The 26,524-nt window shown below is 59.6% G+C and carries 21 protein-coding genes; 15 read left to right on the forward strand and 6 right to left on the reverse strand.

The features are described from left to right. The first annotated feature begins 38 nt into the window (after nt 1-38). The 6 genes from AB1E37_RS04885 (at nt 39) to AB1E37_RS04910 (ending at nt 6,883) form a co-directional block, all read left to right on the forward strand. On the forward strand, nt 39-1,445 hold the full coding sequence (locus AB1E37_RS04885) for an LLM class flavin-dependent oxidoreductase (protein ID WP_002915313.1): 1,407 nt from the start codon (nt 39-41) through the stop codon (nt 1,443-1,445). Beyond that, a complete protein-coding gene (locus tag AB1E37_RS04890; RefSeq protein ID WP_032448063.1) occupies nt 1,442-2,464 on the forward strand; it encodes a methionine ABC transporter ATP-binding protein in 1,023 nt (340 codons plus the stop codon). Before AB1E37_RS04885 ends, AB1E37_RS04890 begins: the two co-directional genes overlap by 4 nt. Then, nucleotides 2,461-3,159, forward strand: coding sequence for a methionine ABC transporter permease (locus AB1E37_RS04895; protein WP_002915267.1), 699 nt, complete (start codon nt 2,461-2,463; stop codon nt 3,157-3,159). Before AB1E37_RS04890 ends, AB1E37_RS04895 begins: the two co-directional genes overlap by 4 nt. Then, a complete protein-coding gene (locus AB1E37_RS04900; RefSeq protein ID WP_002915265.1) occupies nt 3,156-4,034 on the forward strand; it encodes a MetQ/NlpA family ABC transporter substrate-binding protein in 879 nt (292 codons plus the stop codon). Before AB1E37_RS04895 ends, AB1E37_RS04900 begins: the two co-directional genes overlap by 4 nt. A gap of 193 nt (nt 4,035-4,227) precedes the next feature. Continuing rightward, nucleotides 4,228-5,649: an MFS transporter gene (locus tag AB1E37_RS04905; protein WP_004151071.1), complete on the forward strand. Its 1,422-nt coding sequence runs from the start codon at nt 4,228-4,230 to the stop codon at nt 5,647-5,649. A gap of 10 nt (nt 5,650-5,659) precedes the next feature. Beyond that, nucleotides 5,660-6,883, forward strand: coding sequence for an acyl-CoA dehydrogenase family protein (locus AB1E37_RS04910; RefSeq protein ID WP_032415460.1), 1,224 nt, complete (start codon nt 5,660-5,662; stop codon nt 6,881-6,883). 45 nt (nt 6,884-6,928) lie between these two features. Here the strand turns inward: AB1E37_RS04910 and AB1E37_RS04915 are convergent, their stop codons facing one another. The 5 genes from AB1E37_RS04915 to queF form a co-directional block, all read right to left on the reverse strand. Beyond that, nucleotides 6,929-7,870: an aliphatic sulfonate ABC transporter substrate-binding protein gene (locus AB1E37_RS04915; protein WP_032415458.1), complete on the reverse strand. Its 942-nt coding sequence runs from the start codon at nt 7,868-7,870 to the stop codon at nt 6,929-6,931. A 138-nt stretch (nt 7,871-8,008) separates the two neighbouring features. Beyond that, entirely contained in the window at nt 8,009-9,376 is a 1,368-nt protein-coding gene (locus AB1E37_RS04920) for an L-serine ammonia-lyase (RefSeq protein WP_002915259.1), read from the reverse strand. A gap of 65 nt (nt 9,377-9,441) precedes the next feature. Then, nucleotides 9,442-10,731, reverse strand: a complete 1,290-nt coding sequence (locus tag AB1E37_RS04925) for an HAAAP family serine/threonine permease (protein WP_004151070.1) — start codon at nt 10,729-10,731, stop codon at nt 9,442-9,444. A 509-nt stretch (nt 10,732-11,240) separates the two neighbouring features. Continuing rightward, nucleotides 11,241-12,608 (reverse strand): nucleotide 5'-monophosphate nucleosidase PpnN, encoded by a 1,368-nt coding sequence (ppnN, locus tag AB1E37_RS04930; protein WP_002915258.1) that lies wholly within the window; start codon nt 12,606-12,608, stop codon nt 11,241-11,243. Nucleotides 12,609-12,719: 111 nt separating this feature from the next. After that, a complete protein-coding gene (gene queF, locus AB1E37_RS04935) occupies nt 12,720-13,565 on the reverse strand; it encodes an NADPH-dependent 7-cyano-7-deazaguanine reductase QueF (RefSeq protein ID WP_004900225.1) in 846 nt (281 codons plus the stop codon). Between the two features lie 68 nt (nt 13,566-13,633). Between queF and syd the strand changes: the two genes are divergently transcribed. The 8 genes from syd to AB1E37_RS04975 all read left to right on the forward strand — a co-directional run bounded on the left by syd (nt 13,634) and on the right by AB1E37_RS04975 (nt 22,119). Next, nucleotides 13,634-14,179 carry a SecY-interacting protein gene (gene syd, locus AB1E37_RS04940; protein WP_002915253.1) on the forward strand — a complete coding sequence of 182 codons (546 nt, stop codon included), beginning with the start codon at nt 13,634-13,636 and terminating at the stop codon, nt 14,177-14,179. A gap of 631 nt (nt 14,180-14,810) precedes the next feature. After that, nucleotides 14,811-15,140 carry a YqcC family protein gene (locus AB1E37_RS04945; RefSeq protein WP_002915249.1) on the forward strand — a complete coding sequence of 110 codons (330 nt, stop codon included), beginning with the start codon at nt 14,811-14,813 and terminating at the stop codon, nt 15,138-15,140. Beyond that, a complete protein-coding gene (truC, locus tag AB1E37_RS04950) occupies nt 15,140-15,934 on the forward strand; it encodes a tRNA pseudouridine(65) synthase TruC (RefSeq protein WP_002915236.1) in 795 nt (264 codons plus the stop codon). Before AB1E37_RS04945 ends, truC begins: the two co-directional genes overlap by 1 nt. Before the next feature lie 4 nt (nt 15,935-15,938). Then, nucleotides 15,939-16,382, forward strand: coding sequence for a flavodoxin (locus AB1E37_RS04955; protein ID WP_002915235.1), 444 nt, complete (start codon nt 15,939-15,941; stop codon nt 16,380-16,382). Between the two features lie 471 nt (nt 16,383-16,853). Then, nucleotides 16,854-18,206: an MFS transporter gene (locus AB1E37_RS04960; protein WP_002915225.1), complete on the forward strand. Its 1,353-nt coding sequence runs from the start codon at nt 16,854-16,856 to the stop codon at nt 18,204-18,206. Between the two features lie 2 nt (nt 18,207-18,208). Beyond that, the gene (locus tag AB1E37_RS04965) at nt 18,209-19,549 is read left to right on the forward strand and encodes an enolase C-terminal domain-like protein (RefSeq protein WP_004185436.1); all 1,341 of its coding nucleotides are present in this window, start codon (nt 18,209-18,211) and stop codon (nt 19,547-19,549) included. Nucleotides 19,550-19,566: 17 nt separating this feature from the next. After that, the gene (gene gudD, locus AB1E37_RS04970; RefSeq protein WP_002915223.1) at nt 19,567-20,907 is read left to right on the forward strand and encodes a glucarate dehydratase; all 1,341 of its coding nucleotides are present in this window, start codon (nt 19,567-19,569) and stop codon (nt 20,905-20,907) included. A 72-nt stretch (nt 20,908-20,979) separates the two neighbouring features. After that, nucleotides 20,980-22,119, forward strand: coding sequence for a glycerate kinase (locus AB1E37_RS04975; protein ID WP_002915222.1), 1,140 nt, complete (start codon nt 20,980-20,982; stop codon nt 22,117-22,119). A gap of 157 nt (nt 22,120-22,276) precedes the next feature. On the opposite strand, the gene barA is transcribed toward AB1E37_RS04975, so the two are convergent. After that, nucleotides 22,277-25,027, reverse strand: a complete 2,751-nt coding sequence (gene barA / locus AB1E37_RS04980) for a two-component sensor histidine kinase BarA (RefSeq protein WP_004151066.1) — start codon at nt 25,025-25,027, stop codon at nt 22,277-22,279. Between the two features lie 113 nt (nt 25,028-25,140). Between barA and rlmD the strand changes: the two genes are divergently transcribed. Next, nucleotides 25,141-26,445 (forward strand): 23S rRNA (uracil(1939)-C(5))-methyltransferase RlmD, encoded by a 1,305-nt coding sequence (gene rlmD / locus AB1E37_RS04985; RefSeq protein WP_032448062.1) that lies wholly within the window; start codon nt 25,141-25,143, stop codon nt 26,443-26,445. Nucleotides 26,446-26,524: the final 79 nt, after the last annotated feature.

The raw sequence follows: 26,524 nt of genomic DNA on the forward strand, positions 1-26,524 counted from the left end.
CGTGCGCCCCGGCGACGGGCCGCGCTATGGAGATTGCTATGTCATCACAACGTGAAATTCGTCTTAACGCTTTCGATATGAACTGCGTCGGCCATCAGTCGCCGGGCCTGTGGGCGCATCCCCGGGATCGCTCCTGGCAGTATAAAGATCTGGAGTACTGGGTGGATCTGGCGCGGCTGCTGGAGCGCGGCAAGTTCGACGGGCTGTTTATCGCCGACGTGCTGGGGATCTATGACGTGCTGAACGGCAGCGGCGATGCGGCGATCCGCCAGGCGACGCAGGTTCCGGTCAACGATCCGCTGGCTCTGATCACCCCAATGGCGCTGGTGACGGAGCATCTGGGCTTCGGCCTGACCGCCTCGCTGTCGTTTGAGCATCCTTACCCCTTCGCTCGTCGTCTGTCGACGCTCGATCATCTGACCAAAGGGCGGGTGGGCTGGAATATCGTCACCTCCTATCTGGAGAGCGGGGCGCGCAATATCGGCCAGCAGACCCAGACCGACCATGACACCCGCTATGACTATGCCGATGAGTATTTGCAGGTGATCTACAAACTGCTGGAGGGAAGCTGGGAGGACGGGGCGGTGCTGCGCGACAGAGAGCGGAAGATCTTCAGCGATCCGCGGAAAATCCATCCCATTAACCATCAGGGACAGTTCTTTTCCGTGCCGGGGATCCACCTCTGCGAGCCATCCCCGCAGCGCACGCCGGTGCTGTATCAGGCGGGGGCGTCCAGCCGCGGCAAACAGTTCGCCGCCGGCCATGCCGAATGCGTCTTCGTCGCAGCGCCGTCGAAGGTGCTGCTGAAGAAGACGGTGGCGGATATTCGCCGCCGGGCAGCTGAGGCGGGGCGCGATCCGCACAGCATCCTGATCTTCAACCTGCAGACGGTGATTGTCGGCGACACCGACCGCGAGGCACAGGCGAAGTGGCAGGAATATAAGCAGTACGTCAGCTATGAAGGCGCGCTGGCGCTGCTCTCCGGCTGGACGGGGATCGATTTCGGCCAGTATCAGCCGGATCAGGTGCTGAAGTATCTGCACACCAACGCCATTCAGTCGGCGGTGGAGGCCTTTTCGACCGCTGATCCGAACCGCCAGTGGACGGTGCAGGCCCTGGCCGATTGGGCGGGGATCGGCGGCTTCGGTCCGCTGGTGGTTGGCAGCGCGCAAACCGTGGCGGACGAGCTGCAGTCCTGGGTCGAAGAGACGGACGTCGATGGCTTTAACCTCGCCTATGCCGTCACTCACGAAACCTTCCGCGATGTCGTCGAGCTGCTGGTGCCTGAGCTGCAAAAGCGCGGCGTCTTTAAGCAAGAGTACCGCGAGGGGACCCTGCGCGAAAAACTGTTCGGCGGCGGCCCGCGTCTGGCCGCGCCTCACCCGGGCGCCAGCTACCGCCGCGATGCGCGCACGGCGGCATCGGTAGAGGAGAAGGTGACATGATCGCTATTGATGACCTGTATAAAAGTTACCGCACGGCGGATGGCCGGCTCAGCGCGGTGCTGAAAGGGCTGTCGCTGCAGGTGCCTGAGCGCTCCATCACCGCGGTGGTGGGGCCGAGCGGCGCCGGTAAATCAACCCTGGCGCGCTGCATCAGCCTGCTGGAGCAACCGGACAGCGGCAGCATTCGTATCAATGGCAAGGATCTGTCGGCGCTGTCCGGCGAGGCGCTGCGCCGGGAACGGCGGGCGATTGGCACCGTTTTCCAGTCTTCGGCGCTGTTGAGCCGCAGGACCGCCTGGGAGAATGTCGCCCTGCCGCTGGCGTGGCTTGGTGTGGTGGAGCGCGATATCAAGGCGCGGGTTGGCGAGCTGCTGGAGAGCGTCGGCCTGAGCCACAAAGCGGATGCCTGGCCGGCCCAGCTCTCAGGCGGCCAGCGCCAGCGGATCGGCATTGCCCGCGCGCTGGCGCTGCGCCCGTCCGTTCTGCTGGCGGATGAAGCCACCTCCGGCCTCGATCCTCAGGCCACGGCCTCGGTGCTGGCTCTGCTCAAGCGGCTGCGTGATGAGTACCAGCTGGCGATCGTCCTGATTACCCATGAAATGGACGCGGTGCGCACGGCGGCGGATGCGGTGGCGGAGATCCGCGACGGGACGATCGTCCAGTACGGGCGGATCGAAGATCTGCTGGCGCGTCCCGATTCTCTGCTCGGCCAGCAGCTGTTGCCGCTGACGCCGGCGGCAGCTACCCACAGCGATCTGCTGCTGCGTCTGAGCTACCGCTGGGATGTGCCGGTGGCCACCGACTGGATCAGCCGCCTGAGCCAGCAGTGGGCGCTGCAGATCGATCTCCTTGGCGGTCACGTCGAGGTGATTAATGGTCGGCTGGCCGGTCGCCTGCAGGCCGGAGTGCGCTTTCAGGGCGAACGCCTGTCGCCCGCGCGACTGCAGGGCCTGCTGGCGCAGCTCGGCATAACGGCGGAGATCCTCGACAGCGCGCCGTTGCTCAGGGAGGCGGTATGAAACCGACAGTCATCAGTCAGGATACCCCCTGGGGCGAAATCCCTTCGCTGCTGCTCCCCGCCTATGGCGAAACCTGGCTGATGGTGGCCATTGTGATGCTGTTTGTTGTCACGCTGGGGGGGCTGGTGGGGGTGGTGTTGTTTAACGCCTCGCCGCGGGGCTTATTTCCGCACGCACTGCTGTACCGGCTGCTGAACTGGGTGGTCAATATGGGACGTTCGCTGCCGTTTCTGGTGCTGATGGCCGCCATTATCCCGTTCACTTACTGGCTGACCGGCACCACGATTGGCATCCCCGCCGCGGTAGTGCCGATGATCGCCGCCGGCGTCCCGTTCTTTGGCCGTCTGGTGGAGAACGCGCTGCGCGAGTTGCCGGCGGAGGTCACCGCGGTGGGGGTCGTCTGCGGCGGGTCGCGCTGGCAAATCATTGCCAGCGCGCAGCTCAGTGAAGCCATGCCCGCGCTGGTGGCGGCGGTGACGCTAAACCTGGTCTCGATGATCGAGTATTCGGCTATCGCCGGGACCATCGGCGCCGGCGGCATCGGCTACCTGGCCGTGGTGTACGGCTATCAGCGCTTCGACAACCACATCATGATCGCGACGATCGTTGCCCTGATCGCCACGATCCAGTTGATTCAATTTTTGGGTGACCGTCTGGTCAACCGTTTACGCCACACGCAGGGGAACCTTGTATGACAACAGAGCAATTTGAGTTACGTAAAGCGCGGCGCTGGCCCTGGCTGGCGGCGCTGGCGGTGATTATCCTGCTCGCCATCGCCTTCTGGTGGTGGCGGGGACATACCCAAAGCCAGCAGGTGGTCTTCGGCAGCACGTTAAAAATTCACTACGAGCCGGCGATGGCCGGCGAGCAGCGGATCATTGAGTATATTAATCAGCATATTGCGCCCGATTACGGTCTGAAACTGGAGGCGGTGGGAGTGCAGGATCCGGTCCAGGCTGACCGCGCGGTAGCGGAAGGTCAGTATGCCGGGACGATCTATCAGCATCAGTGGTGGCTTAAACAGGTGGTGGACGCTAACGGCTTTGCGCTGTCGACCACGGTGCCGGTGTTCCAGTGGGCGTTTGGCATCTATTCCGACCGCTACTCGTCGGTACAGGCGTTGCCCAACGGCGCGACCATTGTCGTGCCTGACGATGGCGCCAATCAGGGGCAGGCCCTGTGGCTGCTCCAGCGCATTGGGTTGATCTCGCTCGACCCGGCGGTGGAGCCGCGCACGGCGAAGCTGAAAAATATTGTCGGTAACCCGCATCAGTTTGTCTTTAAAGAGCTGGATCTGCTGACCATGCCGCGGGCGTTAAATTCGGTGGATGCCGCCATCGGCTATGTCTCGCAATTTGACGCCGGGAAAGTGCCGCGTGAGAAAGGCATATTATTCCCGCCGGCGCCGCGCACCTTTGCTTCGCAATTAGTGATTGGTACACCGTATTTATCGCAGGAAAATATCGTCAAATTAAAACAGGCTTTTTCTGATCCGCGGATCCAGACGTGGTTAAAAACCACCGATGACCCGCTGGTAAAAGACGTATTAGTTCCAGTGTCCGCGGAATAAGCGTCCTGCACGACGTCTATTTTCGTTGTTATTTATTTCCCTTGAGGATGCGTGAAAGCGCGTCCTTTTTGTGCTGGTGGTATTTATTAACTTATTGATTATATTGATTTTTATAGAATGATTTGTTGTTTTGATTCTCGTCGCGCGCGGTCTATAACAGCTGATGACCTGCACAAAATAATAAGGTGAAAAAATGAGTACATTACCAGTGGATAATCCCGGTATCGCTTCGGTACCGGTCAGTAGCGTCGGGGATGTGGCGCGGCTAATTAATTCCGGCAAGGAACAAGCGAAATATGCGCGGATGATTGTCTTCCTCGCGCTGGGGGGCGTTTTTCTCGACGCATATGACTTAACCACGCTCTCCTACGGTATTGATGACGTTGTACGTGAATTTCAGCTCTCACCGCTGCTGACCGGCCTGGTGACTTCGTCCATTATGGTCGGGACTATCGTCGGCAATATTATCGGCGGCTGGCTGACCGATAAATATGGTCGCTATTCGGTTTTTATGGCCGATATGTTCTTTTTCGTGATTTCGGCTATCGCCGCCGGGCTGGCGCCGAACGTCTGGGTGTTGATTGGCGCCCGCTTCCTGATGGGCATCGGCGTTGGCATCGACCTGCCGGTAGCGATGTCCTATCTGGCCGAGTTTTCCCGCTTTGCCGGCAAAGGCAACAAAGCGGCTCGCCTCGCGGCGTGGTGCCCGATGTGGTACGCCGCCTCAACCGTCTGCTTTCTCATTATCTTCGGCCTCTATTTCCTGCTGCCGCAGGAGCATCTTGACTGGCTGTGGCGCGCCTCCCTGCTGTTCGGCGCCGTGCCGGCACTGCTGATTATTGCCGTCCGCAGTCGATTTATGAATGAATCCCCGCTGTGGGCGGCGAACCAGGGCGATCTGACCTCTGCAGTGCGTATTTTACGCGACTCCTGGGGGATCCATGCCCATGAGGTCCCGGCGGCGAAGCCCGCGCCAGCGCCGAAAGTGAGCTTCCGCGTGCTGTTCGAAAAACCCTACCGCGAGCGGACTATCGTCGCCGGGGTGATGAATATCTGTATCTCCTTCGAGTACACGGCGATTGCCTTTTTCCTGCCGTCAATTCTTGCCCAGTTCCTCGGGGCTGGCGTCTTCGAAACTATTTCGGCATCGCTGGGGCTGAACGCCCTGTTTGCTTTTACCGGTGGGCTGCTCGGTATGCATCTGGCGTGGAAATATCCTTCGCGTCATGTGGCGATAGCCGGCTTCGCCCTGCAGTTTGTGGCGCTGATTGTGCTGGCGCTGGTGGGGCAACCGCACGCGACGGCAGGTATCGTGCTGGCTATCGCGATGCTGGGGCTGTGGCTGTTCGCCGAAGGGTTTGGCCCGGGGGCACAGCTGATGATCTACCCGGCGCTCTCCTATCCTACTGCCATTCGCGCCACCGGGGTCGGTTTCAGCCGGGCACTCTCCGGGATCGGCAGCGCGCTGGCGTTGTTTATTCTGCCGCTGCTGCAGGCCTCCCTCGGCACGCAGATGTTCTGGGTGGTCTCGCTTGCCGCCATTATTCCCATTTTCTTCCTGCTGGCGGTCCGTCATGAACCGACGCGAGAAGATATCGACGCACTTCATGAATAAGGAACTGACAATGACCCTGCTCTCTACTGGCACCGATTATGACGCGCTGGCGGCCGCCTTCCGCCCGATATTCACCCGTATCGCCCAGGGCGCTGCGGAGCGCGAACAGCAGCGCATTCTGCCCGATGAGCCGATCCGCTGGCTGAAAGAAGCGGGCTTCGGCACGCTGCGTATCCCGCGCGAGAAGGGCGGCTGGGGCGCTTCGCTGCCGCAGCTCAGCGCGCTGCTGATCGAGCTGGCGCAAGCGGACTCTAACCTGCCGCAGGCCCTGCGCGCGCACTTTGCCTTTGTGGAAGATCAGCTGAATCAGCCGGATTCCGCCGGGCGCGACCGCTGGTTTCGTCGCTTCCTCGACGGTGAGCTGGTGGGCAGCGGCTGGACGGAGATCGGCGCGGTTAAGCTGGGAGAGGTGAACACCAGAGTGACGCCGGCAGAGGGCGGCTGGCGACTCGACGGCGAGAAGTTTTACAGCACCGGCGCGCTGTACGCCGACTGGATCGATGTGTTTGCCCGGCGCAGTGATACCGCCAGCGATGTGATAGCCCTGGTCAGCACCCAGCAGACCGGCGTGGTGCGGGAAGATGACTGGGATGGCTTTGGCCAGCGGTTGACCGGCAGCGGGACCACCCGCTTTACCGGCGCTCGGGTGGAAACCGAACATGTCTATGATTTTGCCCAGCGCTTTCGCTATCAGACCGCCTTCTACCAGCATGTGCTGCTGACGACCCTCGCGGGCATTGGCCTGGCGGTTGAGCGGGATGCCGCGCAGGGCGTCAAACATCGCTCCCGGATGTACAGCCACGGCAACGCCGCCGTGCCGCGCGATGACGCCCAGGTTCTGCAGGTCGTTGGGCAGATCAGCAGCTGGGCATGGGCGACCCGGGCCGCGGTCCTGCAGGCCGCGGAATCGCTGCAGCAGGCCTATGTGGCGCACGTCAGCGACGACGAAGCATTGATTGCCCGGCGTAACCAGCTGGCGGAAGTGGAAGCGGCGCAGGCGCAGGTGATCGCCAGCGACTGGATCCCGCGGGCGGCGACGGAGCTGTTTAATGCCCTCGGGGCGTCGGATACGCGAACTCGCCTTGCGCTGGATCGCCACTGGCGCAATGCGCGGACGGTTGCCTCGCATAATCCGGTGATTTATAAGGCACGTAATATCGGTAACTGGCTGGTGAACGGTGAAGCGCCCACCTTTATCTGGCAGATAGGCAATGGTGAGAAAACGGCGGGGTAAGCCTGTCGGCGACGGGAGGCGCAGTGCTTCCCGTCGTCAGGAAAATCAAGGTTTATCCAGCGACCAGGTGGCGCTGCGCACGTCGACTTTCACCGGCAGCAGGCCGATGCGCGTAAAGGTATCCGCCAGCGCCTGCTGTTCGTTATACACCGCCGGGGTCATGCGTTCGGCACCGTAGGGCAGGCGGGCCAGGGTCTTCAGCCAGATGGCTTTATCCAGTCCAGTTGAGGTCGACAGCAGCCCGGCGGCCTCGTCCTGATGGCTGTTCGCCCACGCGCTGAGTTTACCCAGCTCATCCACCACCTGCTTTGCTGTCTCCGGGTAGGTATCTGCAAACTTGCGGCTGGCGAGATAGAAGGTGTAGTGCGGCACCAGCCCCTCGGCATTGCGGATCTGTCGGGCTTTCGCGTTGGTTTCCACTTCTGCGAGGAACAGATCCCAGATCACCCACGCATCAATCGCCCCGCGCTGGAAAGCGGCGCGGGCGTCCGCCGGTGGCAGATAGACCGGGGTGATGTCTTTATAGCTGAGGCCCGCTTTTTCCAGTGCGGCAACCAGCAGGTAGTTGACGTCAGACCCCTTGTTCAAGCCCACGCGCTTGCCCTTCAGGTCGGCCACGCTGTGGATTGCCGACTGTTCAGGCACCACAATCGCTTCCGTTTTCGGGTTAGCGGGGGAGTGGGCAAGGTAGACCAGATCGGCTTGCGCCGCCTGGGCAAAGGCCGGAGGCGCATCGCCGGTCGCGGCCAGATCGATACTACCGACGTTCAGCCCCTCCAGCATTTGCGGCCCGGCGGGGAATTCGACCCAGCGTACGGCAATGCCCTGTTTTTTCAGGCTCTCATCCAGCGTGCCGCGGTACTTCAGCAGCGCGAAGATATTCGCCTTTTGATAGCCGATGTTGACGGTTTCCGGCGCTTTGGCCAGCGCGGAGGTAGAGAGGGCGGCGAGGACCAGCAGCCAGGCGGGGCGGAATCGGTTGGACATTGTTTGTTCTCCTTAGCGGTTTTGCGTAAGGTAACAAACAGCGCTTATAACCATTAAATAACTAAAATTTTATTGATATAACAAAAAGAGTTATGCAGGACGATGGCCCGACACGCCGACGCGTGGCGGGCCAGCAGGTTAATCGCAGGCAACAATCTTCATCGCCAGACCACCGCGGGAGGTTTCCCGGTACTTGGCGTTCATGTCTTTGCCGGTTTCGTACATGGTCTCGATCACTTTATCGAGACACACGCGCGGCTCGCTGGTCCGGCGCAGCGCCATTCGCGCGGCGTTGACCGCTTTCACGGCAGCGATAGCGTTGCGTTCGATGCACGGCACCTGCACCTGGCCGGCGACCGGGTCGCAGGTCAGGCCGAGGTTATGCTCCATAGCGATCTCTGCCGCGATGCACACCTGACCCGGGCTGCCGCCCAGCAGTTCCGCCAGACCGGCCGCCGCCATCGAGCAGGCGACCCCCACTTCACCCTGGCAGCCGACTTCGGCGCCGGAGATGGAGGCGTTCATCTTATACAGCGAACCAATCGCGCTGGCGACCAGCATATAGCGGGCCAGGGAGTTGCTGTTCACCTTGCGGATAAACTTGTCGTAGTAGGCCAGCACCGCCGGCACGATACCGCAGGCGCCGTTGGTTGGCGCGGTCACCACCCGGCCGCCGGCGGCGTTCTCTTCGTTCACCGCCAGGGCGAACATATTGATCCAGTCGACCACCGCCATCGGATCGCTGTTGGTGGTGTCCTGGCTCACCAGCATACGGCGCAGCGCGGCGGCGCGGCGCGGGACGCGCAGTTTGCCCGGCAGGACGCCTTCGGTGGTGATGCCGCGCTCGATACCGGCGCTCATCACTTCCCACACCGCGGCGAAGTGTTGCTCAAGGGCTTCTTTGCTGTGCAGCGCCAGTTCGTTCTGCATCATCAGGCCGGAGAGCGACAGCCCGGTTTCACGGCAGTGACGCTGCAGGTCGGCGGCGTTTTTGTAAGGGTAAGGAACGGCAACCGGCGCCTCGGTAGTCTGGCCGAAGTGCTCCTCATCAACGATAAAGCCGCCGCCGATAGAGTAATACGTCTGGCTGTAGAGCACCTTGTCGCCGGCCAGGGCGGTGATACGCATGCCGTTCTCATGCAGCGACAGGTTGTCGGCATGGAAATTCATGCACTGATCCACCGGGAAGTCCACTTCGTGCTGACCGTTGGCCAGCATCAGGCGGCCATGGGTATTAACGTCCTGAATAAAGCCCGGAATGGCGTCGATGTCGACGGTGTCCGGCAGGTTGCCGGCGAGTCCCATGATAATCGCGATATCGGTATGGTGGCCTTTACCGGTCAGGGAGAGGGAGCCGTAGACGTCGACGACGACTTTGCTCACCTCGGCCAGCAGGCCGCGCGCGATCAGGTCGTCAGTGAATTGTTTGCCCGCTTTCATCGGTCCAACGGTATGGGAGCTGGAAGGGCCAATGCCGATTTTAAAGATATCGAATACGCTGATCATATGTATTCCCGTGCTGTCGGAAAGCGCGCCGCCGTAAAGCGGCGCGGGGGGAGGCGTTGAATGAATTAGCTGAACAGAGAGTAGAAGATCGCGGAGATGGCAATCAGGCCCATAATCACCACGAAGACGTTGCTGATATGGCCGCTGTATTTACGCATCGCCGGGACTTTCTGAATCGCGTACATCGGCATCAGGAACAGGATCATCGCGATAATCGGGCCGCCAAGGGTCTCGATCATACCGAGGATGCTCGGGTTCAGGGTTGCCACAATCCAGGTGGTGATCAGCATGAACAGCGCGGTCAGCTTGTTCAGTTTGTTGATTTCAATCGATTTGCCTTTACTGCGCAGGGATTTAATCACCATGCCGTTAAAGCCTTCGCGAGCGCCCAGATAGTGGCCAAGGAAGGATTTGGTGATGGCGATCATCGCGATGATCGGCGCCATCCAGGCAATGATTGGCGCGTTAAAGTGGTTCGCCAGGTAAGACAGAATCGAGATGTTCTGCTCTTTCGCCGCCGCCAGGTCTGCCGGAGAGAGGCTCAGAACGCAGCTGAAGACGAAGAACATCACGGTCAGCACCATCATGATGTGGGCGCGAGCGAGGATACTGGAGCATTTCTTCTCAGCGCCTTCGCCGTACTCTTCACGTTTGGCTACCGCGAAGGAAGAGATGATCGGCGAGTGGTTGAAGGAAAAGACCATCACCGGGATCGCCAGCCACAGGGTCATCAGCAGGCCGTTGCCGGTAACGGAAGCGCCGCTCAGGGAGAGCGTCTCCAGCGCCGCGCCGTTCCACTGCGGGATCAGATACAGAGCCAGCACCATCAGCGCGATAACGAATGGGAACACCAGCACGCTCATCGCTTTCACAATCATCTGCTCGCCGAAACGCACAATGGTCATCATGCCGACGATCAGGATCAGCGACAGAATGGCGCGCGGCGGCGGCGTCATGTGCAGCTGATGCGCCATGAAGGTTTCGACGGTGTTAGTGATCGCCACGCTGTAAACCAGCAGGATCGGGTAGATAGCGAAGAAATAAAGCAGGGTAATCAGCTTACCTGCGCCTACGCCGAAGTGTTCTTCCACTACTTCGGTGATGTCTTCGCCCGGGTTTTTCCCGGAGAGCACGAAGCGGGTCATGCCGCGGTGGGCGAAGAAAGTCATCGGGAAGGCCAGAATCGCCATGATGATCAGGGGGATCATGCCGCCAACGCCGGCGTTGATCGGCAGGAACAAGACGCCTGCGCCAATCGCCGTGCCGTACAGGCCCAGCATCCACATGGTGTCGGTTTTACGCCATCCGCTGCGGGTTTCGCCCGAAACGATGGTGCTGGTTTGAGTGGTTTCCATCTGTATCTCCTGGAGGAATCAACAAAATCTAATGAATAAATACAATTGCGTAACATGAAATTCGTTTAATTACGGTTTTTTTAGAAATTTTCTCCGTAATAATTGGGCCGGAAAGATACATTTATATGGTTTATGCATCAGTGATCGCGATCTCAAATGCAATAATCCACTTTCAATGTGCGTATTTTTAGTCCAACAGCCTGTTTCTGGTGATCAGCCAGCGATTTGTGGCGCGAAGGCTACCATTTGCAGCATATGAGATAAAAGCGGAGCGGCGTAATAACGAGGGATTTACTGTAAAAAAGAGAACTAGTCGACGTTTTTGCGCTTAAAACCATTTTTTGTAGTGATAATTGTCGCAGTTTTTACCAACGCAAACGTTTGGCTATGTAGAAATAATTCAGGTGATTGATTAGTAACAGAAAGGTTTTTAGCGCGTTCTGGAAGTCAGAGGAAGAGAGCCCGCCGGGGGCAGGCGTCAGGCGATGCCCCGGCGGGAGAGGGGGAAATCAGGCGATGATTTCGTAGCAAGGAATATAGGCGGTGCCGCCCGGAAGCTTCATGCGGTGCTGGGCGACGAAGCCCTGCAGCAGATCGTCCATACGGCGCATCATCTCCGGATCGCCGTGCAGTTTGTAAGGACCGTACTGCTCAATGGCCTGGATGCCCACCTCTTTGACGTTCCCCGCGACAATCCCGGAGAAGGCGCGACGCAGGTCGGCGGCCAGCACTTCCACCGGCTGATCCGGGGAGAGTTTGAGGTTGGCCATGTTCTCGTGGGTCGGATCAAACGGCATCTGCAGGTCCGGCGAGATGCGAATCGACCAGTTAAAGCTATAGGCGTCATCGGTCTCGCGACGGCTCTCTTTCACCAGCGGCATCGCTTTTTTCATCTGCCGCGCCACTTCCGCGGGGTCGTCAATGATGATCCGGTAGTGGCGACGGGCCGATTCGCCCAGGGTATGGGTGATAAACTCGTCCAGTACGCGGAAGTAGTCGGCGCTCTCCTTCGGCCCGGTGAGGATCAGCGGCAGCACCTGCGCTTTGTTGTCGGGGTGCATCAGAATACCCAGCAGGTAGAGCAGCTCTTCGGCAGTGCCGACGCCGCCCGGGAAAATAATGATCCCGTGGGCGATACGTACGAAGGCCTCCAGACGCTTTTCGATATCCGGCATGATGATCAGTTCATTGACCAGCGGGTTCGGTGGTTCCGCAGCGATAATGGATGGTTCGGTCATGCCGATAAAGCGGCTGTCTTTGTAGCGCTGCTGCGCATGGCCGACGGCGGCGCCTTTCATCGGCGCCTCCATTGCGCCAGGCCCGCAGCCGGTGCAGATATTCAGTTCCCGCAGGCCCAGCTGCGTACCGACGCGGCGGGCGTAGAGATATTCGTTTTCGTTGATGGAGTGGCCGCCCCAGCAGACGATCATGTTCGGCGCCTCGCCGACGTGCAGCGCGCGGGCGTTGCGCAGGATCGAGAACACCAGGTTAGTGATATGAACCGAACTTTCGAGATCGAGGTTCGGGAAGCGAACGGTATTGTGGATCTGGCCGTAAACGAACAGGATATCGCGCAGCACGGCGAACAGGTTGGCCTGCAGGGAGCGGATAATCCGCCCGTCAACGAAGGCGTCTTCCGGCGGGTTGATCAGTTCCAGCTTCACGCCGCGTTCGCGCCGCAGCACGTTAATCTCGAAATTTTCGAAACGGGACAGGAGCTCCTTGCTGTTATCGGTCAGGCTCCCCGAATTGAGCACAGCAAGCGAGCAGTTGCGAAAGAGTTGGTACAGGTCGCTGCTGGCGGTGCGCTTAAGCATATCCACTTCCAGCTGCGACAGCATATCCATTGAACCAAGCGGGCTAACATGTGTAATCAAGTGAACTCCTTACAGGACGCATATGGTCTTCCTGTGATTACAATAGCCCTGCGAACGGCGTTTCCACAACCTTGCGCGCGCCTAAACGCACGCAAATTGTGAAATTGTTTATTATTGACGGGCGAGGCGGCCGGTGGCCGGGGAAAAGTCGCCATTGCTGCGCCAGGGGTTGATATCCAGACCGCCGCGTCGCGTATAGCGGGCGTAAACGGAAAGCGATTCCGGCTGGCAGAAACGGAGAATATCGTTAAAGATACGTTCGACGCACTGCTCATGGAATTCGTTATGGTGGCGGAACGAAACCAGATAGCGCAGGAGCTGCTCGCGGTCGATTTTCGCCCCCCGATACTGGATCTGCACCGAGCCCCAGTCCGGCTGATGAGTGATAAGGCAATTAGACTTCAGCAGGTGGCTGACCAGCGTCTCCTCCACGAATTTGCCGCTGGCGGCGCCCTGCAGGTAATCGGCGCTGAACTGATAGTTATCGATCTCGATATCCTGATCGTCGATGCAGGTGCCGTGCAGGCGGGCAATCGGCTGGCCTTCCAGTTCATCCAGGCGGTAGAGCGATACCTTCACCTTCCCCTGCGCGCAGGCGCTGAGATCGCGAGTCAGCGTCTCTGCAACGTCCTGCCAGCTGGCGAAACGGGTCTGGTTAAAGCTGTTGAGATAGAGCTTAAAGCTTTTCGACTCCACCAGATTGAGGCTGGTATCGGGCAGCTCGACGTGGCCGACAGCTACCTGCGGCAGACCTTTGCCGTTCAGCCAGGAGAGTTCGTACAGCGTCCAGATATCGGCGCCGTGAAACGGCAGATTATCGGCATGCAGGCCCAGCGGGTCGCGGTTTAAACTGCGCGGCACGCCCTGCAGCAGCGAGGCGTCATAGGTATCGCGGTAATCGGTTGATTTACCGAGCGTCAGGCCGGCCAGCGCCTGATGATTATCGTAAGAAGACATGTTTCACCATAGTAAAGCGGGTACACTATTGCTCCAGTGTATCCTGTCTAACGTGAAGAGAGAAACCGGTGGACCATCAGACAGCAGAAGCGCTACGCGCTTTTACCCAACGATATTGCGCCGTCTGGCAGCAGCAGCGCCACAGCCTGCCGCGCAGTGAAGAGCTTTACGGCGTCCCGTCGCCTTGCGTTGTCGACACCCAGGGCGAGGCCGTTTTCTGGCAGCCACAGCCGTTTTCGCTGGCGCAAAATATCAGCGCGGTTGAACGCGCCCTCGACATTGTGGTACAACAGCCGCTTCATTCTTATTATACCACTCAGTTTGCCGGCGATATGTCCGGCCGGTTTGCCGGCGAAACCTTGACGCTGCTGCAGACCTGGAGTGAAGAGGATTTCCAGCGGGTGCAGGAAAATTTAATCGGGCACCTGGTGGTGCAGAAGCGGTTGAAGCTGTCGCCGACGCTGTTTATCGCCACCCTCGAGAGTGAACTGGATGTGATTTCCGTCTGTAATCTCAGCGGCGAGGTAGTCAAAGAGACCCTCGGCACCGCCAAACGCATTACGCTTTCTCCCTCACTTGCGGGTTTCCTCAACCACCTTGAGCCAGTTCTGTAATCCAGTCTGCCAGATCGTTTGTGAGAGATCTCTTACAAAACCTGTAAGAGATCGTCATCATTTAAGGTAAATTTAATCCATACTTTTTTATATAAGTTGTTGGTATTAAATCAGATCTTAATTTTTTCGTCCTTTTGAGTGGGGACTAATCTTAAGAGATTGTCTCAAGAAGGGTTGTAAGAAGGGGCAGAATCAGTGATCCTATGTCTGTCGACAGGACGTCGCGAAATGAAGCGAACATCAGGATGATGGCGCTTCTGCAGGACCCGCCAGGACGGCGTTGCAGGGACAGGCTTCAGGATGAAGCAAGGATAACGCAGGATCGCGTAATGGACACCTCCAGGATGGAGAACGAGAGCCGCTCAGGATGAACGGTGGATCAGGAAGATCGGGACAAACTTATGGATAAGTCATTTCGCATCGGGGTGGTGTGAAAGCAGGATGCACGTGTTTATGGATGAACATGGTCAGGAGACCTCAGGAAAAGTTTTCAAGGACGAGCAGGGAGCACCAATGTAGCGGGACTGCTGCAAAACGAACCGGGAGCACTGTTTATACAGTGCTCCCTTTTTTTATTTCTCCTGCGGATTTGCTATCCTGCGCCCGGTTTTTAACTCATCGAGGTTTCCCCATGACTCTTCACGATAGCGTGCGCGATCGCCTGCGCGCCATTGAAGCCCTGCTGCGCGAAACGGAGCACTGGCAGGAGACGGCGCCGGACAGCAGCGCCTTCGCCAGCGATAAGCCGTTTTGCCTGGATACCCTGGAGCCGCTGGAGTGGCTGCAGTGGGTCCTGATCCCGCGTATGCACCAGCTGCTGGAGAGCGGCCAGCCGCTGCCGCAAAATTTTGCCGTTGCGCCTTATTACGAAATGGCTCTGGATCAGGCCCACCCGGTCCGCGAATCCATGCTGGCGGAACTTCTGCTGTTAGACGCGCTGTTTGCCGGTGAGCAGGCCTGATGCTGGAGATTATCTACCAGGACGACTGGCTGGTGGCGGTCAACAAACCCTCGGGCTGGCTGGTGCATCGCAGCTGGCTCGATCGCGACGAGAAAGTGGTGGTGATGCAGACCGTGCGCGACCAGATTGGTCAGCACGTTTTTACCGCTCATCGTCTCGACCGGCCCACCTCCGGCGTGCTGCTGATGGGATTGTCGAGCGAGGCGGGCCGGCTGCTGGCGCAACAGTTCGAGCAGCACCAGATCCGGAAGCGCTACCATGCGATCGTCCGCGGCTGGCTGATGGAAGAGGCGCTGCTGGATTACCCGCTGGTGGAGGAGCTGGATAGAATCGCCGATAAGTTCGCCCGCGAAGATAAAGGGCCGCAGCCAGCGGTAACCCACTACCGCGGTCTGGCGACAGTGGAGATGCCAGTGGCGACTGGGCGCTATCCCACCTCGCGCTATGGGCTGGTGGAACTGGAGCCGAAAACCGGCCGCAAGCACCAGCTGCGCCGTCATCTGGCCCACCTCCGTCATCCGATCCTCGGCGACAGCAAGCACGGCGATCTGCGGCAAAACCGCAGCGCCGCGGAACATTTCGGCTGTCACCGCTTGATGCTGCACGCCAGCGAGCTGTCGTTAACCCATCCTTTTACCGGCGAGCCGCTGACCCTGCGCGCCGGTTTTGACGACGTCTGGATGCGCGCGCTGTCGCAGTTTGGCTGGCGCGGGCTTCTCCCGCTAAATGAAAGGGTTGAGTTTGCCGACGACAGCGGTCAGGATGAAGAGAATAAGGTCAATCCAGGGAGATAATAGCATGGCGGAAGTCGGAATTTTTGTCGGCACCATGTACGGCAACTCGCTGCTGGTCGCGGAAGAAGCGGAAGCGATCCTCAGCGGACTGGGACACAAGGCTACCGTGTATGAGGATCCGCAGGTCAACGACTGGGAATCCTACACGGGTAAGTATGTGCTGGTGGTCACCTCCACCACCGGGCAGGGCGATCTGCCGGACAGCATCGTCCCGCTGTATGAGGGCATCAAAGATATGTATCAGCCTCACCTGCGGTACGGCATTATCGCGCTCGGCGACAGCACCTATGCCAACTTTTGCGGCGGCGGCCTGAAGTTCGATCAGCTGCTGCAGGAGCAGGGCGCGAAGCGCATCGGCGAGATGCTGAAGATTGACGCCAGCGAAGACCCGGAGCCGGAGAGCGTCTCCAATCCGTGGGTTGAACAGTGGGCCACCCTGCTCGCATAAAAGCGCTGCCCTCTCCCTACGCAGAGGGCGCTCTTTCAATACGTCGCGGCCAGATACGCGGACGTCAAAATAGTAGCGCTTTCCAGGCGCCACGCCTTTAGGCAAACGCCACAATATCCTTAGCAATATCATGGCTTAAGCCAGCCAGTTTCACCGGGTCAAGTGAGGTATTTCACACTCCGGCCCTTTTTGCTGCGCTATGCGGCGCCAGCGGCGCTGGCTTTTCATTTCCGTGAACTTCCCCCCATTCTTTCAGGCATTCGCCACAAACCACCTGCAATAGCGGCGTAAAAGCTGTGTGGATGCACGGTGAGCCGCGGTGTGCCTCTTCATATACTGCTCCAGCCAGTGATAAATGCAGTGCCAGATATAACGACAACTATCAAAACACGACCACGTCATTCTGATTACCCTACAGGTTGTGCTGTTCAGAATGAACGTAGCTAAACGCTATGATTCAGGAGTACAACAATGAGTTCATTAAGTCAGGCGGCGACGGCGGCTGAAAAGCGCACCAACGCCCGCTACTGGATAGTGGTGATGCTGTTTATCGTCACCTCTTTTAACTATGGCGACCGGGCGACGCTGTCGATCGCCGGTTCGGAAATGGCCAGGGATATCGGCCTTGATCCGGTGGGGATGGGGTATGTGTTCTCCGCCTTCTCATGGGCTTATGTCATCGGCCAGATCCCGGGCGGCTGGCTGCTCGACCGCTTCGGCTCGAAGCGCGTCTATTTCTGGTCGATCTTCATCTGGTCGATGTTTACCCTGCTGCAGGGCTTCGTCGATATCTTCAGCGGCTTTGGCATTATCGTTGCGCTGTTTACCCTGCGCTTCCTCGTCGGCCTTGCCGAGTCGCCGTCATTCCCCGGCAACAGCCGGATCGTCGCCGCCTGGTTCCCGGCGCAGGAGAGGGGGACAGCGGTATCGATTTTTAACTCCGCCCAGTACTTTGCCACCGTTATTTTCGCGCCGATCATGGGCTGGCTGACGCATGAAGTGGGTTGGTCGCATGTGTTCTTCTTTATGGGCGGGCTGGGGATTGTGATCAGCTTTGTGTGGCTGAAAGTGATCCACGATCCGAACAACCACCCGGGCGTGAACCAGAAAGAGCTGGACTATATCGCCGAAGGCGGGGCGCTGATCAACATGGATCAGAAGAGCAGCGCGCAGAAAGTGCCGTTTAGCGTCAAAATGGGGCAGATCAAGCAACTGATCGGCTCGCGGATGATGATCGGCATCTATATCGGTCAGTACTGCATCAACGCCTTAACCTACTTCTTTATCACCTGGTTCCCGGTTTATCTGGTGCAGGCGCGCGGCATGTCGATCCTCAAAGCCGGCTTTGTCGCCTCGATTCCGGCGGTGTGCGGCTTTGTCGGCGGGGTGCTGGGCGGGGTGATCTCCGACTGGTTAATGCGCCGCACCGGCTCGCTGAACATTGCGCGCAAAACGCCGATTGTGCTGGGGATGCTGCTCTCCATGACCATGCTGATGTGTAACTATGTCAACGTGGAGTGGATGGTGATCGGCTTTATGGCAATGGCCTTCTTCGGCAAAGGGATCGGCGCCCTCGGCTGGGCGGTGATGGCGGATACCGCGCCGAAAGAGATTAGCGGTCTCTCCGGCGGTCTGTTCAATATGTTCGGCAATATCTCCGGCATCGTCACCCCGATCGCCATCGGCTATATCGTCGGCACCACCGGCTCGTTCAACGGCGCGCTGATCTACGTCGGTATCCATGCCCTGGTGGCGGTGCTGAGCTATCTGGTGCTGGTGGGCGATATCAAACGTATCGAACTGAAACCTGTAGCGGGACGTTAATCATGACTACTCAATCCAGCCCGATTATCACAGAGATGAAGGTCATTCCGGTGGCCGGGCACGACAGCATGCTGCTGAACATCGGCGGAGCGCATAACGCCTGGTTTACCCGCAATATCGTGGTGTTAACCGATAACGCCGGCCATACCGGCGTCGGCGAAGCGCCCGGCGGAGAGGTCATCTACCAGACGCTGCTGGCGGCGATCCCGCAGGTGGTGGGCCAGGAGGTCGCCCGACTCAATCGCGTGGTGCAGCAGGTGCACAAAGGCAATCAGGCGGCGGATTTCGACACCTTCGGCAAAGGGGCGTGGACCTTCGAACTGAAGGTTAACGCGGTGGCGGCGCTGGAAGCGGCGCTGCTGGACCTGCTCGGCCAGGTGCTTAATGTGCCGGTCTGCGAGCTGCTGGGCCCGGGTAAGCAGCGTGATGCCGTCACCGTGCTGGGCTACCTGTTCTATATCGGCGATCGGCAGAAAACCGACCTTGGCTATCTGGACCATACGCCGGGCGATCACGAATGGTACCGCCTGCGCCACCAGCAGGCGTTGAGCAGCGAGGCGGTAGTGCGTCTGGCGGAAGCCGCCCAGGATCGCTACGGTTTCAAAGACTTTAAGCTCAAAGGCGGCGTGCTGCCCGGCGAGCAGGAGATTGACACCGCGCGGGCGCTGAAAAAGCGTTTCCCGGATGCGCGCATCACCGTCGACCCTAACGGCGCCTGGCTGCTGGATGAGGCCATCGCGCTGTGTAAAGGGCTGCAGGATGTTCTGACCTACGCCGAAGATCCGTGCGGCGCCGAGCAGGGTTTCTCCGGCCGGGAGGTGATGGCCGAGTTCCGCCGCGCCACCGGGCTGCCGGTCGCCACCAATATGATAGCCACTAACTGGCGCGAAATGGGCCATGCGGTGATGCTCAACGCCGTCGATATCCCGCTGGCGGACCCGCACTTCTGGACGCTCTCCGGCGCGGTGCGGGTGGCGCAGCTGTGCGACGACTGGGGGCTCACCTGGGGCTGCCATTCCAACAACCACTTTGATATTTCCCTGGCGATGTTTACCCACGTCGGCGCAGCCGCGCCGGGCAACCCCACCGCCATCGATACCCACTGGATCTGGCAGGAGGGCGACGCGCGCCTGACCAAAAATCCGCTGCAGATTATTAACGGCAGCATTGCCGTGCCAGACGCGCCGGGACTCGGCGTGGAACTTGACTGGGAGCAGGTGCGCAGAGCCCATGAGGCCTATAAAGCGCTGCCGGGCGGCGCGCGCAACGACGCGGGCCCGATGCAGTACCTGATCCCCGGCTGGACATTCGACCGCAAACGTCCCGTTTTCGGCCGCCACTAATTAAAAAGGATGATGCTATGACGACTTTCTCTTCAACGCCCGTTGTCACCACCATGCAGGTGATCCCGGTTGCCGGCCATGACAGCATGCTGATGAACCTGAGCGGCGCGCACGCCCCGTACTTCACCCGCAATATCGTAATTATCAAAGATAACGCCGGCCATACCGGCGTCGGTGAAATCCCGGGCGGTGAAAAAATTCGCCAGACCCTGGAGGATGCCATTCCGCTGGTGGTGGGCAAAACGCTGGGCGAGTATAAAAACGTGCTGGGCGCGGTGCGCAATCAGTTTGCCGACCGCGACGCCGGGGGCCGCGGCCTGCAGACCTTTGACCTGCGCACCACCATTCACGTGGTGACCGGCATCGAAGCGGCACTGCTGGATCTGCTGGGCCAGCACCTTGGGGTCAACGTCGCCTCGCTGCTAGGCGATGGCCAGCAGCGCAGCGAAGTCGAAATGCTGGGCTATCTGTTCTTTGTCGGTAATCGCCATGCGACGCCGCTGGCCTATCAGAGCCAGCCGGATGAGCAGTGCGAGTGGTATCGCCTGCGCCATGAAGAGGCGATGACGCCGGATGCGGTGGTCCGCCTGGCGGAAGCGGCGTATGAAAAATATGGTTTCAACGACTTTAAGCTGAAGGGCGGCGTGCTGGCCGGTTTTGAAGAAGCCGAAGCGATCAGCGCCCTGGCGAAGCGCTTCCCGAATGCTCGCGTCACTCTCGACCCGAATGGCGCCTGGCTGCTTGAGGAGGCCATTCAGATTGGTAAACAGCTGAAGGGCGTGCTGGCCTATGCGGAAGATCCGTGCGGCGCCGAACAGGGCTTCTCCGGCCGAGAAGTGATGGCCGAGTTCCGCCGCGCGACGGGCCTGCCGACCGCCACCAATATGATCGCCACCGACTGGCGGCAGATGGGCCATACGCTGTCGCTACAATCGGTGGATATCCCGCTGGCGGACCCGCACTTCTGGACCATGCAGGGGTCGGTGCGCGTAGCGCAGATGTGCCATGAGTTCGGTCTGACCTGGGGTTCGCACTCTAATAATCACTTCGACGTGTCGCTGGCGATGTTCACCCACGTCGCGGCAGCGGCGCCGGGCAAGATCACCGCTATCGATACCCACTGGATCTGGCAGGAGGGCAACCAGCGTCTGACCAAACAACCTTTTGAAATCAAAGGCGGCATGGTGCAGGTACCGAGTACCCCGGGCCTGGGGGTTGAGCTGGATATGGACCGCGTGATGCAGGCAAATGAGCTATATAAGAAACATGGTCTTGGCGCCCGCGACGATGCGATGGCGATGCAGTATCTGATCCCGGGCTGGACCTTTGACAACAAGCGTCCATGCATGGTGCGCTAAAAGTCCGCCGGCCTCTGCGGGGGCCGGCATTGCGCGACAGCGCCAGGGGTTGGCTCAGAGTAAGGACAGCAGATGAAAATAGTGATCGCACCGGATTCCTGGAAGGAGAGCCTGAGCGCGCTGGAAGTGGCCAGTGCGATAGAGCAAGGCTTTCGCGAGATTTATCCTGACGCCGAGTACGTCAAGCTGCCGGTTGCCGATGGTGGGGAAGGGACGGTGGAAGCCATGGTGGCGGCGACCGGCGGGCTTCTGGTTCCGCTGACGGTCACCGGGCCGCTGGGCGAGCCGGTTGAGGCATTTTACGGGCTGTCCGGCGATCGCCAGTGCGCCTTTATCGAAATGGCGGCGGCCAGCGGCCTGGAGAGCGTCCCGCCGGCGCAGCGTAACCCGCTGCTGACCACTTCCTGGGGTACCGGGGAGCTTATCCGCCATGCGCTGGACGCCGGGGTAAGACAGATCATTATTGGTATTGGCGGCAGTGCGACCAATGACGGCGGCGCCGGGATGGCGCAGGCGCTGGGGGCGAAACTGCTGACCGCCGAGGGCCAGCAAATTGCCTCCGGGGGCGGCGCGCTGGAGACGCTGGCGCGAATCGATCTCAGCGAACTCGATTCGCGGCTGGCAGATTGCCGGATTGACGTTGCCTGCGACGTCACCAACCCGTTGACCGGCCCGCAGGGCGCCAGCGCGGTGTTCGGCCCGCAAAAAGGGGCGACGGCGCAGATGATCGACCGGCTCGATAGCGGCCTGCGGCACTATGCCCGGATTATCGCCCGCGATTTAGATATCGACGTGCTGAGCCTTGAGGGCGGCGGCGCGGCGGGCGGCATGGGTGCGGCGCTGTATGCGTTCTGTGGTGCTCAGTTGCGTCCGGGCATTGAGATTGTCACCGATGCGCTACAGCTGGCTGAGCGGGTGGCGGATGCCGATTTAGTGATCACCGGCGAAGGGCGTATCGATAGCCAGACGATCCACGGCAAAGTGCCGGTGGGGGTGGCGAGGGTGGCGAAGCGTTTTAACGTCCCGGTGATCGGGATTGCCGGCAGTCTTACCGCCGATGTTGGCGTCGTGCATCAGCACGGGCTGGATGCGGTATTCAGCGTGTTGTATACCATCTGTACCCTTGATGAAGCGTTGGCCAATGCCGCCGCCAACTTGCGAATGACGGCGCGTAACGTAGCCGCGGTTTTGCAGATGGGCGACAGGCGGTAACCCGGCTGGCGCAGTGGTATTTGTAGCCCGGATAAGGTGCGTAGCACCGCGATCCGGGAACCATCCCCGGTGGCGCTTACGCTTACCGGGGCTACCAACCGAATACCGGACCGTAGGACGTAGCCCGGATGAGGCGCGTAGCGCCGCTATCCGGGGTTTACACCCCCATCCGGCACGCTTCGCGGGCCACATTATCCATCTCATCTAACAGCTCAAGCAGCTCCGGCTCCAGATCCTCGGCGGCGGTGCCTGCCCGCAGCTGACTTTCCAGGGTATGGCACAGCTTTTTCAGCCGCGGCACGCCGCTATAGCTGCAGCTGCCGTGCAGTTTATGGATCAGATCCACCAGCCCTTCCGGCTGCTCGCCCACCAGCTGCTCCTCAACTTTGTTACGCACCTCCGGCATAAAGGCGATCAGCATTTGCAGCATCTCCCGCGCCAGGTCCGGCTTCATGGCCGCCTGGCGCAGCGCCAGCTGCCAGTCGAGCGTTTGATTATGATCGACGATCGGCTCTGCGGGCGGTAGCGACGCCGGAACGACGCTGTGCAGGCCGGGCTGATAGCGCAACAGCAGTGCGTGCAGTTTCTCTTCTTCGATTGGCTTCGCCAGATAGTCGTTCATGCCGGCGCTCAGTAATTTCTCACGCTGCCCCTCCAGGGCGTGCGCGGTGACCGCAATAACCGGGGTTTGCTGATGATGGGACAGGTGATGGATAAGCTCACAGGCGCGGATGCCGTCCATATCCGGCATCTGAATATCCATCAGGATCAGATCCATCTGCAGCTGCTTGGCCTTGTCCACCGCCTGCTGGCCGCTGTCGCAGAGGATCACCTGCTGCACAAGATCATCCAGCAGGGCGCCAATCAGCTTCAGGTTAGCCGGGTTGTCGTCGACGGCCATTACCGTCATTGGCAACTTATGACTGTCGATCTGCATCAGCGGCGCGGAGGCAAGCGCGTGGCTGGTAGCCACCAGCGCCGGTAGCAGACGGGTGGTGGTGAGCGGCTTTAACAGGCAGGCGGCAACGCCGTCGCGCTTCAGGGCTTCGGCGCTGACCTGGGCATGGCACGGCAGGGCCAGCAGTACGTTATCGGACATCGCGCAGGCTTTGGCTAATTTTTCCCGATGCGGCGACAAATCGCGCATTGAAACCGGGATACCGACCAGCAGAATGTCATACTGCGCTTCCGCCAGCGAGGAGAAGGTAGGGCTGTAGATAACCTCCAGCGGCGTAGCGGCCAGCATCTCCAGGGTACACTGCGCCGCCGTCGCGTTGGCTTCCACATAGGCCAGACGTTTGCCGACAAGCCCGTCGGTGTTCAGCGTATCCGGAATGGCGTTCGGGTTGAGATCGAGGCTGATATGGAACCAGAAGGTGGAGCCGCGGTTCGGCTGGCTGTGGAACGAAATATCCCCGCCCATCTCTTTGACCAGACGCTGAGTGATCACCAGCCCGAGCCCGGTGCCGCCGTGGCGGCGTGAAATACTGGCATCGGCCTGACGGAAGGCCTGGAATAGCCGGGACTGGTCGCGCTCGGGGATGCCGATGCCGGTATCGTGGATCTGAATTTCGATCTGTACCCGGGAATTACTGATGGCCCGCTGCTCCACCAGTACGTCGATATTGCCGTGCTCGGTAAATTTGATGGCGTTGCCCACGAGGTTGGTCACAATCTGCTGCAGACGCAGCGGGTCGCCGATAACGTTGTCCGGTACATTGTTCTTAATATTCAGCGTCAGCTCCAGCCCTTTATCGTGCGCGGAATGCGCCAGCAGGGTGACCACTTCATCAAGCGAAGTGCGCAGCAGGAACGGAATACTCTCCAGGATCAGCTTCCCGGCTTCCAGCTTGGAAAAGTCGAGCACGTCATTGATGATCGCCAGCAGATTGTTGGCCGAACGTTCGATGGTGGTCAGGTGGTCGCGCTGCGTAGCGTTGAGATCGGTTTTCAGCGTCAGGCGGGTAAAGCCGATCACCCCATTGAGCGGGGTGCGCAGCTCGTGAGACATATTGGCCAGGAACTCAGACTTAATGCGCGCCGCCTCCTGGGCGCGCTTTTTCGCCAGGTCCAGCTCGACGTTCTGGATCTCCATCTGCTCAAGCGTTTCCCGTAGATCGGAGGTCGCCTGGTCGACGTTGTGTTGCATCTCTTCGTGGTATGCCGCCAGCGACATGGCCATCGAGTTAATGCCATTTTTCAGCATATCCAGTTCGCCGAGCATAAAGCCTTCGACCCGGCTGTCCAGCTGTCCGCGGCGGATGCGGTCGACAGTGTTAACCATATTGCGGATTGGCCCGGTGACGTCGCGCATCAGCCTCCAGCCGAAGATTAACGCGATGCCGATACAGAACAGCATCATTACGCTGGAGATAAAAATCTCTTTGTACTGCTGGAGGCGAACCGATTTTAGATCCAGCTCCAGGGCGACGTAGCCCAGCATATTGCCCGGCATTTTAGCGTCAGATTCGGGTGATTCATCCGGAGAATAGCTTTCCGAGACAATAGGCGTGCGCAGGATCATCATGTCGCCATCGCGGATGACGCTGAGGTGACGGGGGAATGCCTCGCCTTTCGGGATCTGCAGTTCGCTGGGATTGAGCTGGTAATTGGAGGTGACAAATAAGCGGTTATGCGAATCGTACACCGAGATGGCCCGCACGATCTCCGAGTGGCGACGATGCAGAACGCTGATCAGCTGGCCGATGGATTCGCGGTTTTGCAAGTTCATGCCATATTCGCTGGAGACCGCCAGCGGTTCGATAATACTGGCGCCAGCGTCCTCCAGCTGGCGTTGCAGGTCGTTATAACGATGAGCGACAAAGAAAATACTGAGCAACAGTCCTATCAGGACGGTTGGCGCCAGAATCAGAATCATCATGCGAGCACGCAGGCTGTAGTTGGTCATGCGGTTCCATTATGGGAGAATATAGACATCATCGTTCTGTGCAGCGTCGCTGCGCCTCGCGGCGCTGCCGCTCTGAACGAGCTCGTTTTATTTGATTGAGACAACTCTCTACGATGGCGCAATTCTACTCTGCAAAACGGCGTGTGACGACGCGCCAGATCATAACCGTTACAGTCAACGACCTCGATCCCTTTGGTCAGGGTGTTGCCCGCCACCAGGGGAAGGCGCTGTTCGTGAGCGGCGTGCTGCCCCACGAGCAGGCCGAGGTGGTGCTGGTGGAAGATAAAAAACAGTACGCCCGCGCCGAGGTGAAACGCCGACTGACCGACAGCCCGCAGCGCCAGGCGCCGCGCTGCCCCCATTTTGGCGTCTGCGGCGGATGCCAACAACAACATGCCAGCGTTCCGCTTCAGCAGCAAAGTAAACGCGCCGCGCTGGGGCGACTGATGAAGCGCGAGGTAGATGACGTCATCGCCGGCGCGCCGTGGGGCTACCGCCGTCGCGCACGCTTGAGCTTGAATTATCAGCCGAAGACCCAACAATTGCAGATGGGTTTTCGCCAGGCCAACGCCAAAGCGATCGTCGATGTGGTGCAGTGCCCTGTTTTGGTGCCCCAACTTGAGGCATTGCTGCCCGCTGTGCGCGAGTGCTTAAGCGCGCTGAGCGCATTACGCCATCTCGGCCACGTCGAGCTGGTGCAGGCGGACAACGGTCCGCTGATGGTGCTGCGCCATACCGCAGCCCTGCCGGCGACAGACAAGGAAAAACTGGAACGCTTTTCGCAAACTTACGGTCTTTCCCTGTACCTCGCGCCACAAAGCGAGATACTGGAGCATATTCATGGCGAAGCGCCATGGTATACCTCAGACGGACTACGCTTAGTGTTCAGCCCGCGGGATTTTATCCAGGTCAACGACGGCGTAAATCAGCAGATGGTGCGTACCGCACTGGAGTGGCTGGATCTGCGGCCAGAGGACCGGGTGCTGGATCTGTTCTGCGGGATGGGCAACTTTACCCTGCCGCTGGCGACACGCGCCGCCCATGTGGTGGGCGTGGAAGGGGTGCCGGCGCTGGTGGAGAAGGGGCGGGAAAACGCCGCCCGCAATGGTTTATCAAATGTCACTTTCTTCCATGAAAATCTGGAAGAAGACGTCACCCGTCAGGCCTGGGCGAAGCACGGCTTTGATAAAGTGCTGCTGGACCCGGCCCGCGCCGGCGCGCCGGGCGTGATGCCGCATATAATAAAACTGGCACCGCGGCGGGTGGTGTATGTTTCCTGCAACCCGGCGACGCTGGCGCGAGACAGCGAAACCCTGTTGCAGGCTGGATATCAGATTCAACGCCTGGCGATGCTGGATATGTTCCCGCATACCGGCCATCTGGAATCAATGGTGTTGTTTGAGCGCAGGCTTACATAAGGTCATTCACAACGTCGCAGAAGAGCCACCCTGGCCATGAATGCTGACGCGACCTGCAGGATGACATGTAGAAAGTTGA

It is taken from the genome of Klebsiella sp. Shm-1 (assembly GCF_040804525.1).
Lineage (GTDB): Bacteria > Pseudomonadota > Gammaproteobacteria > Enterobacterales > Enterobacteriaceae > Klebsiella > Klebsiella pneumoniae.

Excerpts from the sequence above, each read along its gene's own strand:
- AB1E37_RS04885 (WP_002915313.1), top strand. The coding sequence starts at position 39 with ATGTCATCACAACGTGAAATTCGTCTTAACGCTTTCGATATGAACTGC.
- AB1E37_RS04890 (WP_032448063.1), top strand. The coding sequence starts at position 1,442 with ATGATCGCTATTGATGACCTGTATAAAAGTTACCGCACGGCGGATGGC.
- AB1E37_RS04895 (WP_002915267.1), top strand. The coding sequence starts at position 2,461 with ATGAAACCGACAGTCATCAGTCAGGATACCCCCTGGGGCGAAATCCCT.
- AB1E37_RS04900 (WP_002915265.1), top strand. The coding sequence starts at position 3,156 with ATGACAACAGAGCAATTTGAGTTACGTAAAGCGCGGCGCTGGCCCTGG.
- AB1E37_RS04905 (WP_004151071.1), top strand. The coding sequence starts at position 4,228 with ATGAGTACATTACCAGTGGATAATCCCGGTATCGCTTCGGTACCGGTC.
- AB1E37_RS04910 (WP_032415460.1), top strand. The coding sequence starts at position 5,660 with ATGACCCTGCTCTCTACTGGCACCGATTATGACGCGCTGGCGGCCGCC.
- AB1E37_RS04915 (WP_032415458.1), bottom strand. The coding sequence starts at position 7,870 with ATGTCCAACCGATTCCGCCCCGCCTGGCTGCTGGTCCTCGCCGCCCTC.
- AB1E37_RS04920 (WP_002915259.1), bottom strand. The coding sequence starts at position 9,376 with ATGATCAGCGTATTCGATATCTTTAAAATCGGCATTGGCCCTTCCAGC.
- AB1E37_RS04925 (WP_004151070.1), bottom strand. The coding sequence starts at position 10,731 with ATGGAAACCACTCAAACCAGCACCATCGTTTCGGGCGAAACCCGCAGC.
- queF (WP_004900225.1), bottom strand. The coding sequence starts at position 13,565 with ATGTCTTCTTACGATAATCATCAGGCGCTGGCCGGCCTGACGCTCGGT.
- AB1E37_RS04945 (WP_002915249.1), top strand. The coding sequence starts at position 14,811 with ATGACTCTTCACGATAGCGTGCGCGATCGCCTGCGCGCCATTGAAGCC.
- truC (WP_002915236.1), top strand. The coding sequence starts at position 15,140 with ATGCTGGAGATTATCTACCAGGACGACTGGCTGGTGGCGGTCAACAAA.
- AB1E37_RS04955 (WP_002915235.1), top strand. The coding sequence starts at position 15,939 with ATGGCGGAAGTCGGAATTTTTGTCGGCACCATGTACGGCAACTCGCTG.
- AB1E37_RS04960 (WP_002915225.1), top strand. The coding sequence starts at position 16,854 with ATGAGTTCATTAAGTCAGGCGGCGACGGCGGCTGAAAAGCGCACCAAC.
- AB1E37_RS04965 (WP_004185436.1), top strand. The coding sequence starts at position 18,209 with ATGACTACTCAATCCAGCCCGATTATCACAGAGATGAAGGTCATTCCG.
- gudD (WP_002915223.1), top strand. The coding sequence starts at position 19,567 with ATGACGACTTTCTCTTCAACGCCCGTTGTCACCACCATGCAGGTGATC.
- AB1E37_RS04975 (WP_002915222.1), top strand. The coding sequence starts at position 20,980 with ATGAAAATAGTGATCGCACCGGATTCCTGGAAGGAGAGCCTGAGCGCG.
- barA (WP_004151066.1), bottom strand. The coding sequence starts at position 25,027 with ATGACCAACTACAGCCTGCGTGCTCGCATGATGATTCTGATTCTGGCG.
- rlmD (WP_032448062.1), top strand. The coding sequence starts at position 25,141 with ATGGCGCAATTCTACTCTGCAAAACGGCGTGTGACGACGCGCCAGATC.